Origin of the sequence: Kitasatospora sp. NPDC096204, from assembly GCF_044763205.1 — a bacterium.
Lineage (GTDB): Bacteria > Actinomycetota > Actinomycetes > Streptomycetales > Streptomycetaceae > Kitasatospora.
The window spans coordinates 557-16,012 of sequence record NZ_JBIWFT010000041.1 but is presented as its reverse complement, the minus strand read 5'-3'; the positions used below and the strand labels follow the sequence as shown (position 1 = coordinate 16,012).

Here is a 15,456-nt window from a genome sequence, read left to right as displayed (position 1 = left end):
AGCACCGGAGGGGCCCTCTCGCGTGCGATGGGGGCCGCCGGGGGGACAGGGGCCGGTCCCGGACGAGGGAACGCCGAAGACCGGCCCGGCGCCCTGGGCGTCCGGACCGGCCTGCGGGAATGCTGTGGTTACGAGCGGCGGGAGGCCTGCGACGGCCCGGCGCCCGGCTCGTTGTCGTCCTCGTCGTCGAGGTCGCCGTAGCGGGCTGCGTACTCCGCGTACGGGTCGTCGTCGTCCTCTTCCTCGATCGGCTCAGGCTCGATCGAAGCGGTGGACGGCGATACGCCCAGCTCGTTGGACAGACGGTTAGCGTCGAAGCCGCCGCTGTTGTACTTCAGCTGGCGGGCGACCTTCGTCTGCTTGGCCTTGGCCCGGCCGCGCCCCATGGGTCGACCCCCTCAACGGCGGGGCTCACGGCCCCGAGTCTGACACGTGTTCATGTTCAGGATCGGCCTGCCCGAAGTGGAGAAGCCGTCCCCTGGAGCATTAACGGTACCTGTTTCCGCCGCCGGACGGTACGTCGTCGGTGTGACGTGGCGCGCACAGACCGCGCCCGCGACCGGGTCTTCCCAGGTCAGCGGAGGTTTTGCCGCGGTTTGCGCGCTGTTCGGTGGTGGCTTGGCTCCGTCGTTCCGGGATCGATTATCCCCCCAAGGGGGACCTCGGATCACCCGTTCGGGCGGAGAAGTGAGAATCCGGTTCCACATCGTGATGCGCGGGGGGCCGTAGTGACTACCCCCCGCGCATCACGCGGTCGGTCGCCGGTCCGATCAGCCGCGGCGGGCGCTGGGCAGCAGCACCGTGCGCAGGGCGCTGATCTCGCGCATCCGCTTCTCGGCCAGGCGGTCGGCGGCGACGGCCGGCGGGACGCCGTCGGCGGTGGCCCGGGTGAAGATCTCCAGGGTGGTGTCGAAGATCTTCGTGGCCTTGTTCTTGGCCCGCTCGAAGTTGAAGCCGTCGATCTCGTCGGCGACCTGGATGACGCCGCCGGAGTTCACCAGGTAGTCCGGCGCGTAGAGGATGCCGCGGTCGGCCAGGTCCTTCTCGACGCCCGGGTGGGCCAGCTGGTTGTTGGCCGCGCCGCAGACGATCGAGGTGCCGAACTCGCCCAGTGCGGCGACCGTGTCGTCGGTCAGCGCGCCGCCGAGGGCGCAGGGGGCGTAGACGTCCAGCTTGGCCTGCAGCAGGGCGGCGGTGTCGGCGACCACCTCCACCTCGGGGTGGGCGGCGCGCACGCGGTTGACCGCGGCCTCGAAGGGGTCGGTGACGACGACGGTGGCACCGTCCGCGACCAGGTGGCCGACCAGGTAGTGGCCGACCTTGCCGACGCCCGCGACACCGACCCGCTTGCCGCGCAGGGTCGGCTGGCCCCAGCGGGCCTGGGCGGTGGCGCGCATGCCCTGGAAGACGCCGAAGGCGGTCAGGATGGACGAGTCGCCGGCGCCGCCGTGCTCCGGCGAGCGGCCGGTCACGAACTCGGTCTCGCGGGCGATGACGTCCATGTCCTGGACGTAGGTGCCCACGTCGCAGGCGGTGATGTAGCGGCCGCGCAGGGACTCGACGAAGCGGCCGTAGGCCCGGAGCATCGCCTCGTTCTTGTCCTTGTTCGGGTCGCCGATGATGACGGCCTTGCCGCCGCCGAGGTCCAGTCCGGCCAGCGCGTTCTTGTAGGACATTCCGCGGGACAGGTTGAGCGCGTCCTCCAGCGCCGCCTCCTCGGAGGCGTACGGGAAGAAGCGGGTGCCGCCGAGGGCCGGGCCCAGGGCGGTCGAGTGGATGGCGATGATCGCCTTCAGACCCGAGCTGCGGTCGTGGCAGAGGACGACCTGCTCGTGACCGTCGCCGGGGGCGCCGTCCTGTTCGGTACGGAAGATCCTGCTGAGCACGCCGGGTGCGGGGTGCGTGGCGGGGGTCTGTACGTCGGTCACTGTGGTGACTCCAGTAATGAAGGCCCGCTGCTGTGGTGCGGGCGCCTAGGGCGAAGCGTAGCCGCGCGGAGGCCGTCGATCCGCTGTCTTGTCCGAGCTGGGGCAGGTCGTCCGAAGGGTGAGACGGGAAGTGGTACGCGGGTGCGGACGCGAACGGTTCGGGGGCGCGCTCTCCCCCGGTCGGGCGGCGCGTGCGACCATGCAGGACGTGACCGTCGTACGTACTTCCGTACAGCCGCCCTACGCCGCCCACCTGCGGGTCTACGAGCCGCTGGCCGCCTATCCGGAGCCCGAGCGGGCGCGCTGGCAGGCCTGTGCGGCGGAGCGCGGGCCGGACGCCGCGGAGCCGGGCCAGCCGGTGGCGGCGGCGGTGCTGGAGGAGCAGCGGGAGGCGCTCGTCGGGCTGGCCGCCCGTACGCCCCGGGCGCTGCCCGAGCGGGAGAGCGGGCGGGCGTACCTGCGGGTGGTGGACGGCGTACTGTACGTCTGCCCGTGGGCGACCAGGCTGCGCAGCTGGCAGGCGCTGGAGGAGCTGCGGGCCGGGGCTCCGGTGGCGCTGCTGGACACCGCGCTGCCGCCGGTGGCCCGGGCGGCCGCCGAGGCGGACCGGGAGCGCTGGCGGGCCGAGCACCCGGACGCCCGGCCGTGGATCCTCACCAGCCGCTGGGAGGTGCCGGTGCGCTGGTTCCTGCCGTTCGGGGACGAGGACCGCTGCTTCGTGCCGGGCGGGGACGCGGCGGCGGACGGGGGCGTGGACGGGGGCGTGGACGGGGGCGTGGACGGTCCGCCGGGTGGGAAGGAAGGGGTGGGGGAAGGGGGAGGGGAGCACGGGGGCCGGCCGGCGGCGCTGTTCTACCTGGTGCCGATGGCGCAGGCGCGGCGGCGGGTGGCACGGGCCTTCCGGGCGCTGCGCGAGGCGGTGCCGGACGGGGAGCTGGTGCAGGGGGCCGAGCGGGTCGGGCGCTGGCTGGAGGAGTTCCACCCGCGTTCGCTGGTGGAGCTGGACTACGGGGGCCTGGTGCATCTGCTGGGCCCGGAACGGCTGTTGGCGGACCGTTCGGCGGGGGAACTGGAGGAGGGGCTGCGCGCGCTGCGGGCGGGGGACACGGCCGAGGCGCTGCGCGTGTACGGGGAACTGACGGTGCGCTGGCGTCGGGTGCTGGCACTTCGGCACGCGAACTGACGTCCGACCTCGCGTGTATGACTGTAAGAGCCCTTGGCACTGCACGGGTGATGACCAAGGTCCTGGTTCGGGTCAATAGCTGCCGAACGTGACACTACTCACCGTTGACGCGAACTTACCCCTATGTGCAAAAATGGGACAACCAGCCCAACTTCACGTGAGCGTGCCCACTTTTGGGTGGTTCTGGAGTCGATGCGTGCTTTGCGGGGAAACGGAGGGTCTGGTCCCCTCGTAACCGGATGTCATCACTATGTGACTGTCCGTTATGGGGTGGTCCATCGCCATCCGTCGGCCTTGAACCCGTGAGGGGTCAATTTTGGCGGTTTGGTCGATAGGGCTGGACGGATGGTGTAGTTGTAGACACCAGGACAAGCCGTTCGTCCTATAACCGACTCGGCCCGTCTATGCCATTTCGGGCATCGCGGGCCAAGGTGCAGAATTTGAAGGATAGAACCGCCCTGGTTCGGTTCTCCCGAGGAGGCCGCTCATGACCGCTCGTACCCCTGATGCTGAGCCGCTGCTGACGCCGGCAGAGGTTGCCACCATGTTCCGCGTGGACCCGAAGACGGTCACCCGCTGGGCCAAGGCGGGCAAGCTGACGTCGATTCGCACGCTCGGCGGTCACCGCCGTTACCGTGAGGCGGAGGTGCGCGCTCTGCTTGCTGGGATTCCCGCCCAGCGCACTGAGGCCTGATAGGCCAAAGGCTCTTTAAAGGGGCCGCTTACCGGACTCCGCCGGGTCCGGTAAGCGGCCCCTTTGTCGTACCCGCACGAGGGTGTTCGGTGTCGGTCAAGCGGTCGGAATGTTGAACTCCGGATAACGATTTGATGCGCCCGGGGCGGGGGGGATTTACAGTGAATACCTGTACAATTTTACATATTAAATTAGCGAGGTTCTGGAGGGGGCTTCGGAGGGCCGGCTTCCGGGGAGGTTCCGTGACGACTGTCACACCGTCTGTCACTTGTGGTCTAGACCTGGCCGGGGTAAAGGGCCGAAAGGCCAAAAGCGAGAGGCCCGGAACCTGAACGGTTCCGGGCCTCTCGCGTTGCGGCGATCCCGACGGGACTTGAACCCGCGACCTCCACCTTGACAGGGTGGCGAGCTAACCAACTGCTCCACGGGACCAGGTTTTCCTGATCTCGTTCACTCGCTTGCCGCGCTGCGAACAAGACAGACTCTAGCCCATGATGGGCCCCCAGGTCGAACTGGCTCCTGAAGGCCCACCCGCAGCTCACGGCCGCGGCCAGGGGCGGCCGCGCACCGCCCGGGTCAGAGCGTCGCCCGAGCCGCCTCCATCGCCTTCACGATCCGCTTCTCCGAGACCGGGCTCGGCGTGCCCAGCGACTGGGCGAAGAAGCTGACCCGCAGCTCCTCGATCATCCAGCGGATCGCCCGCACCTCCGCGGAGGGCTGGTGCCCGGCCGGGACGGCCGCCAGCAGCTCCCCGTACGCCTGCTGCACCTGCTGCACCTTCAGCAGCTGCTGGGCGTCCCGCTGCGGGTGGTTGGGCAGCGCCTCCAGGCGGCGGTCCACCGCCAGCAGGTAGCGCTTGAGGTCCGGCAGCCGCTGCCAGCCGGTGGCGGTCACGAAGCCCGGGTGCACCAGCGAGGCCAGGTGCAGCCGGATGTCGTTCACCGCGTTCAGCAGCACCGGGCTGCTCACCGTCTTCAGCCGGGTCGAGGCCTTGTGGTAGGCGATCAGCGCGGTGGCCGTCTTCAGCGTGGTGTCCGCGGACAGCTCGTACAGGTCCGCGCGCACCTTGTCGTGCAGCTTGCCGAACGCCGCCTCGTCCCAGGCCGGGCCGCCGGCCAGGGTCATCAGCCGGTCCGTCGCCGCCGCCACGACGTCCTCGAACAGGGCGCCGATGGAGCCGTGCGGGCTGTGCGAGAGCGCCAGCTTCGCCTGGTTGCCCAGCCGGCCCTGGATCGACTTGGCCGGGGAGTTGGTGGTCAGCATCAGCAGCCGCCGCGTCCCCTCCCACATCGACCGGGCCTGGGCCTCGGTGGTGTCGAACAGCTTCACGGCGACCGACTGGCCCTCGTCCACCAGGGCCGGGTAGGCGCGCATCGAGTGGCCGCGCGAGCGCTGCTCGAAGGTGCGCTGGAGCACCGGCAGGGAGGCCGGCCAGGCGGTCAGCCCGCTCTGCTCGATGCCCTGGCCGGAAGCGGCCGAGGAGAGCGTCTCCTTGAGCTTGGGCTTGAGCTTCAGCCGCAGCTCCTCCAGGTCCTTGGACTCGGCGAGCCGGCGCTTGCCGTCCACCACCCGGAAGGTCACCTTGAGGTGCTCGGGCACCCGTTCGTCGTCCCAGGCCTCCGGGGGCACGGTGACCGCCGTCAGGCGCTTCAGGGCGTGCTCCAGGGCCGGGAGGAGGGCCTCGGCGGAGCCGAACGTGCCGTCAGCCTGGCGGTCCTTCACCGCACGCAGCGCCGCCTTGGCGAAGTCCGGCGCGGGGACGAAGTTGCGCCGCAGCGCCTTCGGCAGCGACTTGATGTACGCGGTGACCAGCTCCTCCCGCAGGCCGGGGATCTGCCAGTCGAAGCCCTCCGCGGTGACCTGGTTGAGCACCGGCAGCGGGATGTGCACCGTCACGCCGTCCGCGTCGCTGCCCGGCTCGAACTGGTAGGTCAGCCTGAAGCGGAGCTTGCCCTGCTGCCAGTGGTCCGGGTAGTCGGCCTCGGTGACGCCGTCCGCGGCGTCGTTGATCAGCATCGACTTCTCGAAGTTCAACAGGTCCGGCTGTTCGTGCCGGGCCTTCTTCCACCAGGAGTCGAAGTGCCGGGTGGAGACGACGTCCTCGGGCAGCCGGGCGTCGTAGAAGTCGAACAGGGTCTGGTCGTCCACCAGGATGTCCCGGCGGCGGGCCCGGTTCTCCAGCTCCTCGACCTCGCCGAGCAGTCTGCGGTTCTCCGCGAAGAACCGGTGGTGGGTCTCCCAGTCGCCCTCGACCAGCGCGTTGCGGATGAACAGCTCGCGGCAGAGCTCCGGGTCGATCCGCCCGTAGTTGACCTTGCGCTGGGCGACGACCGGCATCCCGTAGAGGGTCACCTTCTCGTACGCCAGCACGGCGCCGGCCTTCTTCTCCCAGTGCGGCTCGCTGTAGCTGCGCTTGATCAGGTGGCCGGCCAGCGGCTCGACCCACTCCGGCTCGATCTTCGCGTTGATCCGCGCCCAGAGCCGGGAGGTCTCCACCAGCTCCGCCGACATCACCCAGCGCGGCGGCTTCTTGAACAGGCCGGAGCCGGGGAAGACCGCGAAGCGGGCGCCGCGCGCGCCGCCGTACTCGCGCTTCTCCACGTCGTACAGGCCGATGTGGGAGAGCAGGCCGGCCAGCAGCGACTGGTGGATCCGGTCGGCGTCCGGCTCGGCGTCGTCATGGGGCTCCTCGATCGTGACGCCCAACTGCTTGGCGACGGTGCGCAGCTGGACGTAGATGTCCTGCCACTCCCGTATCCGCAGGTAGTTGAGGAACTCCGCCTTGCACATCCGGCGGAACGCCGAGGAGGAGAGCTCCCGCTGCTGCTCCCGGACGTAGCGCCACATCGCCAGGTAGGAGAGGAAGTCGGAGGTCTCCGAGTTGAACCGGCGGTGCCGCTCGTCGGCGGCCTGGCGCTTCTCGGCCGGGCGCTCGCGCGGGTCCTGGATGGAGAGCGCCGCGGCGATCACCATGACGTCGCGGACGCAGCCGTTGCGGTCCGCCTCCAGCACCATGCGGGCCATCCGCGGGTCCACCGGGAGCTGGGCGAGCTTGCGGCCCAGCTGGGTCAGGCGCTTGCGCGGGTCCTTCTCGTCCGGGTCGAGCGCCCCCAGCTCGTGCAGCAGGTGGACGCCGTCCTTGATGTTGCGGGAGTCCGGCGGGTCCAGGAACGGGAAGGCGGCGATGTCGCCGAGGCCGGCCGCGGTCATCTGGAGGATCACCGAGGCCAGGTTGGTGCGCAGGATCTCGGCGTCGGTGAACTCGGGGCGGGAGAGGAAGTCCTCCTCCGAGTAGAGCCGGATGCAGATGCCGTCCGAGGTGCGGCCGCAGCGGCCCTTGCGCTGGTTGGCGCTGGCCTGGCTGATCGCCTCGATCGGCAGCCGTTGCACCTTGGTGCGGTGGCTGTAGCGGGAGATCCGGGCGGTGCCCGGGTCGATCACGTACTTGATGCCGGGGACGGTCAGCGAGGTCTCGGCCACGTTGGTGGCCAGCACGATCCGGCGGCTGCGCGAGCGCTGGAAGACCTTGTGCTGCTCGGCCGAGCTGAGCCGGGCGTACAGCGGCAGGATCTCGGTGTTCTTCAGCTTCAGCTTGCCGAGGGCGTCGGCGGTGTCGCGGATCTCGCGCTCGCCGGAGAGGAAGACCAGGATGTCGCCGGGGCCCTCGGCCTGGAGCTCCTCGGCGGCGTCGCAGATCGCCTGGACCTGGTCCCGGTCGCGGTCGGCCTCGGTGGTGTCCTCGTCCTCCTCGGCCCCGTCCTCGACGAGCGGCCGGTAGCGGACCTCGACCGGGTAGGTGCGCCCGGAGACCTCGACGATCGGGGCGTCGCCGAAGTGCCGGGCGAAGCGCTCCGGGTCGATGGTCGCCGAGGTGATCACGACCTTGAGGTCGGGTCGGCGGGGGAGCAGCTGCTTGACGTAGCCGAGGATGAAGTCGATGTTGAGGCTGCGCTCGTGCGCCTCGTCGATGATCAGGGTGTCGTACTGGTGCAGGTCGCGGTCGGTCTGGATCTCCGCGAGCAGGATGCCGTCCGTCATCAGCTTGACCAGGGTGTCCTGGCCGACCTGGTCGGTGAACCGGACCTTCCAGCCGACCGCCTCGCCCAGCGGGCTGTCCAGCTCCTCCGCGACCCGCTCGGCCACCGTGCGGGCGGCGATCCGGCGCGGCTGGGTGTGGCCGACCAGGCCGCGCACGCCACGGCCGAGCTCCAGGCAGATCTTCGGGATCTGGGTCGTCTTGCCGGAGCCGGTCTCGCCCGCGACGATCACCACCTGGTGGTCCCGGATCGCGGCCAGGATCTCGTCCTTCTTCTGGCTGACCGGGAGTTCGGCGGGATAGCCGATCCTCGGGACGGCCTGCCGGCGGCGCTCGACGACCAGCTCGGCGCGGTCGATGTCGGCGGCGATCTCGGTGGCGATCTTCTGCCGGGCCTCGGGCTTGCGGACCCGACGGGCCCCCTCCAGCCGGCGCCCGATCCGCACCTGGTCGCGCAGGGTCAGCTCGGGCAGACGGACGGCCAGCTCGCCGATTCCGGGACCCTCGGCGGGGACGGCGGCGGACTGGACTGCGGGAGAACTCACTGCGGGCATCCCTCTAGGTTCGCAAGGAGGCACGGCGGAGCGCACCTCGGTTTTCGAGCCCCTCCAGTGTCACAGCCGTCGGCGGCGAATCGCGAACGACGGGCAACGGTTCAGGGCCGTCCCGGGCTCCGGGAGGGTGAGGAGGTGCTCATGGGAGCCCACAAGACCGCCCGGGACGAGGAGTTCCGGGCGTTCGTCGGCAGCGCGTGGTCACGGCTGCTCAGGACGGCGTACCTGCTCGCGGGGGACCGTCACGGCGCCGAGGACCTGGTCCAGCAGGCACTGGAACGGGCGTACGCGGCCTGGAACAGGGTGCGTGCCGCCGACGACCCGTACGCCTACGTGCGCCGGATCGTCTTCAACGAGCACGCCAGACGGTTCCGGCGGCGGCTGGTCGAGTACCCGGTCACCGCGTTCCCGGACCGGCCGGCGCCGGCCGGCGCCGACCCCGACGACCGGGCCGTGCTGCTCGCCGCGCTCGGCACCCTGCCGCCGCGCCAGCGCCAGGCCGTGGTGCTGCGGTACTGGGAGGACCTCAGCGAGACCCAGACCGCGGAGGCGATGGGCTGCACGGTCGGGACGGTCAAGAGCCAGGCCGCCAGAGGACTGGCCAAACTCCGCGGGGCCTCCTCACTCATCGGACTGACGAGCATCGGAGGGACAAGATGAGCCACGGGTACCTGCCCGGGGACACGGAGGGCGGCGACGAGCCGGCGACGGTCCGGGCGCTGGGCGAACTGGCCGGGAGCGTCGAGACCGGCGCGGTGCCGTACGACCGGCTGATCGCCGGCGGCCGGCGGCGGCTGCGACGGCGGCGGCTGCTGACCGCCGGGGCGGCGGCGGTGCTGGTCGCGGGCATCGCCGGGGGGACGGCGGTGCTCGGCGAGCGCGGCCGGCAGGCGGTCTCGACCGTGGCGGTGGCTTCGGCCTCGGCTTCGGTCCCGGGGGCCGCAGTGAGCGCTCCGGCCGCTTCCAGTGCCGCGTCGAGCGCCGCTTCGAGTGCCGCGTCGGCCGCTGGGGCAGCTGCCCGGGCGGCCCGGGACCCCTTCGCCCCCGTCCGGGTCAAGGTCGCCGAGGGCACGGCGAACGGCCACACCTGGCAGGCCTGGGCCGCGCTGTGGCCCGCCCCCTCCAGCAAGGAGGACTTCGCGAAGCAGGCCCGGCTGATCCAGGCGGAGCGGCGCGAGGCCAATCCGGAGGTGAAGCCGGTCACCCAGAAGGACATCGACGTCAACTGGGACACGCACATCGACAGGGTGAACTACTACTACACGGTCGACGGCAAGCGGCAGCCGGACGACGCCCTGCCGGCGGTCTCCGCCCCGGGCGGGTACCCGGCCGTCGTCGGGGGTGCCTCGCTCGGCGTCCACGGCGACGCGGGCGTCCCCGCGGTGGTGGTCGAGGGGGTCCAGGCCGAGGTCACGAAGGTCGTGGTCGCCTGGAAGACCGGCGGCACCACCGAGGCGGCGACGGTCACGGTCGGGGACTCCCCGTTCCGCTTCTACGCCCTCGCCGCGAAGCCGGGCACCGACGCCGCGACCGTCACCTACTACAGCGCGGACGGCTCGATGGAGCGCACCACCGAGCTCTGGCTCCGGACCTCCTGAGCCGCCCGCCGAGCCGGCCGACACGGGCGGAGCGCGGCCCGGTCGGCGGCCGGAGCCGGTCGGGGCCCGGGCGGTGGCGGATGCCCGCCGCAGGTGTCGACCACCTGCGCGGCACCGCTCCGCCACTCGGGAACAGCCTCCAGGCCCACCCACTCGACCTCGTCACCCGTGAGACGGCGCCGGGGGCGTGAACGACGAAGCCCCCGTAGCGAATTCGCTACGGGGGCTTCCCGGTTGTGGCCAGGGCCGGGGTCGAACCGGCGACCTTCCGCTTTTCAGGCGGACGCTCGTACCAACTGAGCTACCTGGCCGTACTGCACCGTCTCTTGCGAGACGAGCGATCCCGACGGGACTTGAACCCGCGACCTCCACCTTGACAGGGTGGCGAGCTAACCAACTGCTCCACGGGACCTAGAAGTGGCGAACCACTCAGGGTCTTGCGGTCTTGCGCACTGCACTTTACTACGGTACTGCGTGCCCCCAACGGGATTCGAACCCGTGCTACCGCCTTGAAAGGGCGGCGTCCTGGGCCACTAGACGATGAGGGCTTGCGGCCTGTCCCGCTGTTCCCAGCGTTCGGGGACGTCGAGAAGCATATGGGATGCGGGGCGGATCGCCAAAACGGGTTTCGCCCGGCTGGGGGTGCGGGCCCGCGGCGGGGGTCAGGACCAGCCGAGTTCGTCGAGCTCGTGGTCGTCGAAGCCGAAGTGGTGGGCGACCTCGTGGATGACCGTGGTGCGGACCTCCTCGACCACCTGCTCGCGGGTCTCGCAGTGGCGCAGGGTGGGGCCGCGGTAGATCAGGATGCGGTCGGGCAGCACGCCCGCGTACCACTCGCCGCGCTCGGTGAGCGGGGTGCCCTCGTAGAGGCCGAGGAGTTCCGGGTCGCTCGGGTCGGGTTCGTCCTCGACGAAGACCGCGACGTTGTCCATCATGGCCGCGAGCTGCGGGGGGATCTGGTCGAGGGCGTCGCTGACCAGCGTTTCGAACTCTTCCCGGGTCATCTCCACCGGATCATTGTCCGGTGTCGGATGACGGTGTGCCAGGTGGCGGAGCCCGGTGTTTGATGGGGCTATGACGACCTCGGAGGGCACCGTGGACGACGCCGTGGACGACGCCGTGGCGCGGGCCCGCACCGGCCGCCGTCCCGGCCGGCCGCCGGTGCTGCGCGGGCAGGGACGGGCGGTGGCGGTGGTCGCCGCGGGCGGGGCGATCGGGGCGAGCGCGCGGTACGCGGCGGGGCTCGGCTGGCAGACCGGGCCGACGGCCTTCCCGTGGACGACGCTGCTGGTCAACGTGGTGGGCTGCGCGGTGATCGGGGTGTTCCTGGTGGTGATCACCGAGGGGCGCCAGCCGCATCCGCTGGCGCGGCCGTTCTTCGGCACCGGCGTGCTGGGCGGGTTCACCACCTTCTCGACGTACGCGGTGGACATCCGCCGGCTGCTGGAGGGCGGCCGGCCCGGGCCCGCCCTGGCGTACCTCGGGCTGACGCTGGCGGGCGCGCTGGTGGCGGTGTGGGCGGCGGCCGGGCTGACCCGGCGTCTGATCCACCGGGCGGTCCGCCGCGGGGCCGAGCGGGGTGCGCGGTGAGCCGGCTGGGCGGTCCCGCGCTGCGGCTGACGGTGCTGGTCGGGGAGAGCGACCGGTGGCACCACCGCCCGCTGTACAGCGAGATCGTGCACCGGGCCAGGGTGGCCGGGCTGGCAGGGGCGAGCGTGTTCCGGGGGATCGAGGGGTTCGGGGCGTCGTCGCTGGTGCACACCACGCGGCTGCTGTCGCTGAGCGAGGACCTGCCGGTGGCGGTGGTGATCGTGGACGAGGAGGAGCGGGTGCGGGCGTTCCTGCCGCAGCTGGACGGGATGGTGGCGGAGGGCCTGGTGCTGCTGGACGGCTGCGAGGTGGTCACCTATGCGGGCCGGGGCCCGGCCCGGGACCCGGGCCGAGGGTCGGGCCGGGGGGAGACGGCGGGCCCGGGGGAGACGGCGCAGTGAACTGGCTGCTGGTGGTGGCGGGCGCGGTGGTCGGCGCGCCGCTGCGGTACCTGACCGACCGGGCGGTGCAGTCCCGGCACGACTCGGTGTTCCCGTGGGGCACGTTCACCGTGAACGTGGTCGGCTGCCTGATCCTTGGGCTGGTGACCGGTGCGGTGGCGGCGGGCGCGGCCTCCTCGCAGGTCCAGTTGCTGCTGGGGACGGGGCTCTGCGGCGCGCTGACCACCTACTCGACCTTCTCGTACGAGACCCTGCGGCTGGCCGAGACCGGCGCCGGGCGGTACGCGCTGGCCAACGTGGCCGGCAGCGTGGCGGCGGGGCTGGCCGCGGTGTACGCGGGCGCGGAGCTGGCCTCGGCGCTCTGGGGCTGACCGGGCGCCGGAGCGGGCGCCTCGGCGGGCGCTGGACCGGGCGCTGAACCGGGCGCCGAACCGGGCGTCGGAGGGCGCGCCCCGCACCGCCTCCGCCGGGCGAGCTTGCCCGCTGCCCGTGTCCCGCCGGGCCGGGCGCGCGTTGGGCACCGAAAGCGGCCGCGCGCGAGTGGGCGGCCCGGGTGGGGCGGTAGAGAGGGACCTCAGTGGCTTCGGTGCGGGCGGCGCGGACGGTACGGGCGGTACGGGCGGTGCGGGTGCGGCTGGCCGCCGCCCGTACGGCTCCGCGGTGGGACGCGGCGGTCCCGCGCTCGCGCGTGGTACGGGCGGCGGCGCTGCTGACGATGGCCGGGCTCGGGCTGACGGGGTGCATGTCGGTCGGCCCGGCCGCGGAGGAGAAGCACGGCGTGGCGCCGGTCGGGCAGGCCGGTCCGGCGGTCCGGCCGGGGGCGACGGGCGGGCCCTCGGCCTCCCCGGGGGCGGGGCGCGCGGGCGGGGCCTCGGGTCACCCCGAGCGGCCGGGGGGCCTCCAAGGCGACGCCGGGTCGAACGGGTCCACCGCCACGGCGCCCGGCGACTCGGCGCCGGGGTCGAACGGCGCGGGGGCCGGAGTGGTCCCGGTGCCGGGGCCGGGCGCTCCCGACGGCGGTCCGGGCGGCGGTGCGGCGGGCGGCGCGAACACAAGTCCCGCGCCGCACCCGGGCGGTGGCGCCGGCGGGTCCGGCGGTGCGGCGGGCTCCGGCGGTACCGGCGGGGCGGGCGGCACCGGCGAGGGCCGTTCCGGCGGCGGTTCGGCCGGGTCGCCCTCGTCCACCCCCAGCAGCCACCCGTCCGGCACTCCCGCGCCCGAGCACAGCTCGCCCGCCGCGACCGTCCCGCCGGCTCCGGACCCGTCCTCCGGCAGCTCCGGTTCCTCGGCCCCGAGCCCCCGCGTGGTCGGGCATTAGCGGATTGAGCAGGGGCATTTGCCTCCGATCCCCAAGCTCGTCTATGGTGGTAGATCGTTCGTTTGATCCATTTGACTGGCGCCCTATTTCCATCTGGCGCCCTTGGCGCGTTCCGGCGATCCGTGGCTGACCGCATAGAGGCGGTTGTGAAACAGAACCCCGGACTTTGGCGCGTGCCACTTCCGGAAGGTTTTGCATGTCTCTCGTTGACGACGCCCGCTTCGCCATGCCCGCGAACGAGGCCGCCGCCGATGTCACCGACACCAACGACACCCTCGACACCGCCGCGGACGAGGTGATCGCCGAGGCCGTGGAGGCCACCGAGGAGGCGGCCGCCGAGCCGACTGTCACCTTCGGCGACCTGGGCCTGCACGACGACGTCGTGCGCGCCCTCGCCAAGCGCGGCGTCACCACCCCGTTCCCGATCCAGGCCGCGACCATCCCGGACGCCCTGGCCGGCAAGGACGTGCTGGGCCGCGGCCGCACCGGCTCCGGCAAGACCCTCAGCTTCGGCCTGCCGCTGCTGACCCGCCTCGCCGACGGCGAGCGCACCAGGGCGAAGCACCCGCGCGGCCTGATCCTGGTCCCGACCCGCGAGCTGGCCATGCAGGTCGCCGACGCCCTGGAGCCGTTCGGCTCGGTGCTCGGCCTGCGCCTCAAGGTCGTCTGCGGCGGTACCTCGATGTCGAACCAGATCTACGCGCTGGAGCGCGGCGTCGACATCCTCGTCGCCACCCCCGGCCGTCTGCGTGACCTGCTGAACCGCGGCTCCGCCAAGCTGGACGACGTCAAGACCGTCGTGCTCGACGAGGCCGACCAGATGGCCGACATGGGCTTCCTGCCCGAGGTCACCGAGATCCTCGACCAGGTGCCGGCCGGCGGCCAGCGCCTGCTGTTCTCCGCCACCCTGGAGAACGAGATCGACACCCTGGTCAAGCGCTACCTGAAGAACCCGGTCACCCACGAGGTCGACCCGTCGGCCGGCGCCGTCACCACGATGACCCACCACATCCTCGTGGTGAAGCCCAAGGACAAGGCGCCGATCACCAACGCGATCGCCGCCCGCAAGGGCCGCACGATCATCTTCGTCCGCACCCAGATGGGCGCCGACCGCGTCGCCGAGCAGCTGATCGAGGCCGGCGTGAAGGCCGACGCGCTGCACGGCGGCATGACCCAGGGCGCCCGCACCCGCGTCCTCGGCGACTTCAAGGACGGCTACACCAACGTCGTCGTCGCCACCGACGTCGCCGCCCGCGGCATCCACGTCGACGGCATCGACCTGGTCCTGAACGTGGACCCGGCCGGCGACCACAAGGACTACCTGCACCGCTCCGGCCGCACCGCCCGGGCCGGCCGCTCCGGCGCCGTCGTCACCCTGGTGCTGCCGCACCAGCGCCGCGGCGTCTTCCGCCTGATGGAGGACGCGGGCGTCGACGCCTCGCGCCACATCCTGGACCACGCCTTCGACGCGGAGGTCGCCAAGATCACCGGCGCCCGCTCGCTGACCGAGGTCCAGGCCGAGAGCGCCGCCAACATCGCCGGTGCCGCCGAGCGCGAGCTCGCCGACATGACCCGCCAGCTGGAGCGCGCGCAGCGCCGCGCCACCGAGCTGCGCGAGGAGGCCGACCGCCTGGCCGCCCGTGCGGCGCGCGAGCGGGCCGAGCTGGGCATCGAGGACGAGGAGCCGGCCGCCGAGGCCGAGGCCGAGTCCGGCGAGTCGACCGAGGCCGCTCCGGCCGCCGCCGAGGCCGCCGCGCCGCAGGCCGAGGACCGCGCCCCGTCGTACCGCGAGTCGCGCGGCGAGCGCCCGGCCTTCGGTCGTGACCGCGACCGGGACCGTGACCGTGACCGTGACCGCGACGACCGCCGCTCCGGTGGCTTCGGCGGCGGCCGCGACCGTGACCGCGACGACCGTCGCTCCGGTGGCTTCGGCGGCGGCCGCGACCGCGACCGTGACGACCGTCGCTCGGGTGGCTTCGACCGCGACCGCGGTGGCTTCAACCGTGACCGTGGCGGCTTCGGCGCCGGCCGTGACCGTGACGACCGCCGTTCGGGCGGTTTCGACCGCGACCGCGGTGGCTTCAACCGTGACCGTGGCGGCTTCGGCGCCGGCCGTGACCGTGACGACCGCCGTTCGGGCGGTTTCGACCGCGA

Annotated in this window: 12 protein-coding genes and 4 tRNA genes; 8 read left to right on the top strand and 8 right to left on the bottom strand. The window is 72.3% G+C overall.

Annotated elements, in window-relative coordinates; translation table 11 throughout:
- Positions 1-128 precede the first annotated feature (128 nt).
- Both ACIQ87_RS33150 and ACIQ87_RS33145 read right to left on the bottom strand, forming a co-directional pair.
- Positions 129-386, bottom strand: a complete 258-nt coding sequence (locus ACIQ87_RS33150) for a DUF3073 domain-containing protein (protein WP_402414125.1) — start codon at positions 384-386, stop codon at positions 129-131.
- Positions 387-770: 384 nt separating this feature from the next.
- Positions 771-1,928, bottom strand: coding sequence for a Glu/Leu/Phe/Val dehydrogenase dimerization domain-containing protein (locus ACIQ87_RS33145; RefSeq protein WP_402414122.1), 1,158 nt, complete (start codon positions 1,926-1,928; stop codon positions 771-773).
- 208 nt (positions 1,929-2,136) lie between these two features.
- On the opposite strand from ACIQ87_RS33145, the gene ACIQ87_RS33140 reads away from it, so the two are divergent.
- Both ACIQ87_RS33140 and bldC read left to right on the top strand, forming a co-directional pair.
- Complete coding sequence (locus ACIQ87_RS33140) at positions 2,137-3,111, top strand: hypothetical protein (RefSeq protein WP_402414119.1); 975 nt, start codon at positions 2,137-2,139, stop codon at positions 3,109-3,111.
- 487 nt (positions 3,112-3,598) lie between these two features.
- Positions 3,599-3,805 carry a developmental transcriptional regulator BldC gene (gene bldC / locus ACIQ87_RS33135; RefSeq protein WP_014137253.1) on the top strand — a complete coding sequence of 69 codons (207 nt, stop codon included), beginning with the start codon at positions 3,599-3,601 and terminating at the stop codon, positions 3,803-3,805.
- Positions 3,806-4,163: 358 nt separating this feature from the next.
- Here the strand turns inward: bldC and ACIQ87_RS33130 are convergent.
- Both ACIQ87_RS33130 and hrpA read right to left on the bottom strand, forming a co-directional pair.
- A tRNA-Asp gene (locus ACIQ87_RS33130) sits at positions 4,164-4,237 on the bottom strand.
- A 144-nt stretch (positions 4,238-4,381) separates the two neighbouring features.
- Positions 4,382-8,395: an ATP-dependent RNA helicase HrpA gene (gene hrpA, locus ACIQ87_RS33125; protein ID WP_402414116.1), complete on the bottom strand. Its 4,014-nt coding sequence runs from the start codon at positions 8,393-8,395 to the stop codon at positions 4,382-4,384.
- Positions 8,396-8,536: 141 nt separating this feature from the next.
- Here hrpA and ACIQ87_RS33120 point away from each other — a divergent pair, with 141 nt between their 5' ends.
- Both ACIQ87_RS33120 and ACIQ87_RS33115 read left to right on the top strand, forming a co-directional pair.
- Complete coding sequence (locus ACIQ87_RS33120) at positions 8,537-9,055, top strand: SigE family RNA polymerase sigma factor (protein ID WP_402414113.1); 519 nt, start codon at positions 8,537-8,539, stop codon at positions 9,053-9,055.
- Complete coding sequence (locus tag ACIQ87_RS33115; protein ID WP_402414112.1) at positions 9,052-9,993, top strand: hypothetical protein; 942 nt, start codon at positions 9,052-9,054, stop codon at positions 9,991-9,993. The genes ACIQ87_RS33120 and ACIQ87_RS33115 overlap by 4 nt, the downstream gene beginning before the upstream one ends.
- 237 nt (positions 9,994-10,230) lie before the next feature.
- Here the strand turns inward: ACIQ87_RS33115 and ACIQ87_RS33110 are convergent.
- The 4 genes from ACIQ87_RS33110 to ACIQ87_RS33095 all read right to left on the bottom strand — a co-directional run bounded on the left by ACIQ87_RS33110 (position 10,231) and on the right by ACIQ87_RS33095 (position 10,997).
- Positions 10,231-10,304: transfer RNA gene (locus ACIQ87_RS33110), tRNA-Phe, on the bottom strand.
- A 27-nt stretch (positions 10,305-10,331) separates the two neighbouring features.
- Positions 10,332-10,405, bottom strand: a tRNA-Asp gene (locus ACIQ87_RS33105).
- Positions 10,406-10,468: 63 nt separating this feature from the next.
- A tRNA-Glu gene (locus ACIQ87_RS33100) sits at positions 10,469-10,541 on the bottom strand.
- 114 nt (positions 10,542-10,655) lie between these two features.
- Positions 10,656-10,997: a metallopeptidase family protein gene (locus tag ACIQ87_RS33095; RefSeq protein WP_402414109.1), complete on the bottom strand. Its 342-nt coding sequence runs from the start codon at positions 10,995-10,997 to the stop codon at positions 10,656-10,658.
- A gap of 70 nt (positions 10,998-11,067) precedes the next feature.
- On the opposite strand from ACIQ87_RS33095, the gene ACIQ87_RS33090 reads away from it, so the two are divergent.
- The 4 genes from ACIQ87_RS33090 to ACIQ87_RS33075 form a co-directional block, all read left to right on the top strand.
- On the top strand, positions 11,068-11,583 hold the full coding sequence (locus ACIQ87_RS33090; protein ID WP_402414106.1) for a fluoride efflux transporter FluC: 516 nt from the start codon (positions 11,068-11,070) through the stop codon (positions 11,581-11,583).
- The gene (locus tag ACIQ87_RS33085) at positions 11,580-11,984 is read left to right on the top strand and encodes a DUF190 domain-containing protein (RefSeq protein ID WP_402414103.1); all 405 of its coding nucleotides are present in this window, start codon (positions 11,580-11,582) and stop codon (positions 11,982-11,984) included. Before ACIQ87_RS33090 ends, ACIQ87_RS33085 begins: the two co-directional genes overlap by 4 nt.
- Positions 11,981-12,355: a fluoride efflux transporter CrcB gene (gene crcB / locus ACIQ87_RS33080; protein WP_402414100.1), complete on the top strand. Its 375-nt coding sequence runs from the start codon at positions 11,981-11,983 to the stop codon at positions 12,353-12,355. The genes ACIQ87_RS33085 and crcB overlap by 4 nt, the downstream gene beginning before the upstream one ends.
- Before the next feature lie 1,143 nt (positions 12,356-13,498).
- On the top strand, positions 13,499-15,456 hold a 1,958-nt coding region (locus ACIQ87_RS33075), incomplete at its 3' end, for a DEAD/DEAH box helicase (RefSeq protein ID WP_402414097.1).

Bases quoted from the DNA above. Each gene is read 5' to 3' on its own strand.
- ACIQ87_RS33090 (WP_402414106.1), top strand. From the start codon at position 11,068: ATGACGACCTCGGAGGGCACCGTGGACGACGCCGTGGACGACGCCGTG.
- ACIQ87_RS33120 (WP_402414113.1), top strand. From the start codon at position 8,537: ATGGGAGCCCACAAGACCGCCCGGGACGAGGAGTTCCGGGCGTTCGTC.
- ACIQ87_RS33150 (WP_402414125.1), bottom strand. From the start codon at position 386: ATGGGGCGCGGCCGGGCCAAGGCCAAGCAGACGAAGGTCGCCCGCCAG.
- bldC (WP_014137253.1), top strand. From the start codon at position 3,599: ATGACCGCTCGTACCCCTGATGCTGAGCCGCTGCTGACGCCGGCAGAG.
- hrpA (WP_402414116.1), bottom strand. From the start codon at position 8,395: ATGCCCGCAGTGAGTTCTCCCGCAGTCCAGTCCGCCGCCGTCCCCGCC.
- ACIQ87_RS33095 (WP_402414109.1), bottom strand. From the start codon at position 10,997: ATGACCCGGGAAGAGTTCGAAACGCTGGTCAGCGACGCCCTCGACCAG.
- ACIQ87_RS33115 (WP_402414112.1), top strand. From the start codon at position 9,052: ATGAGCCACGGGTACCTGCCCGGGGACACGGAGGGCGGCGACGAGCCG.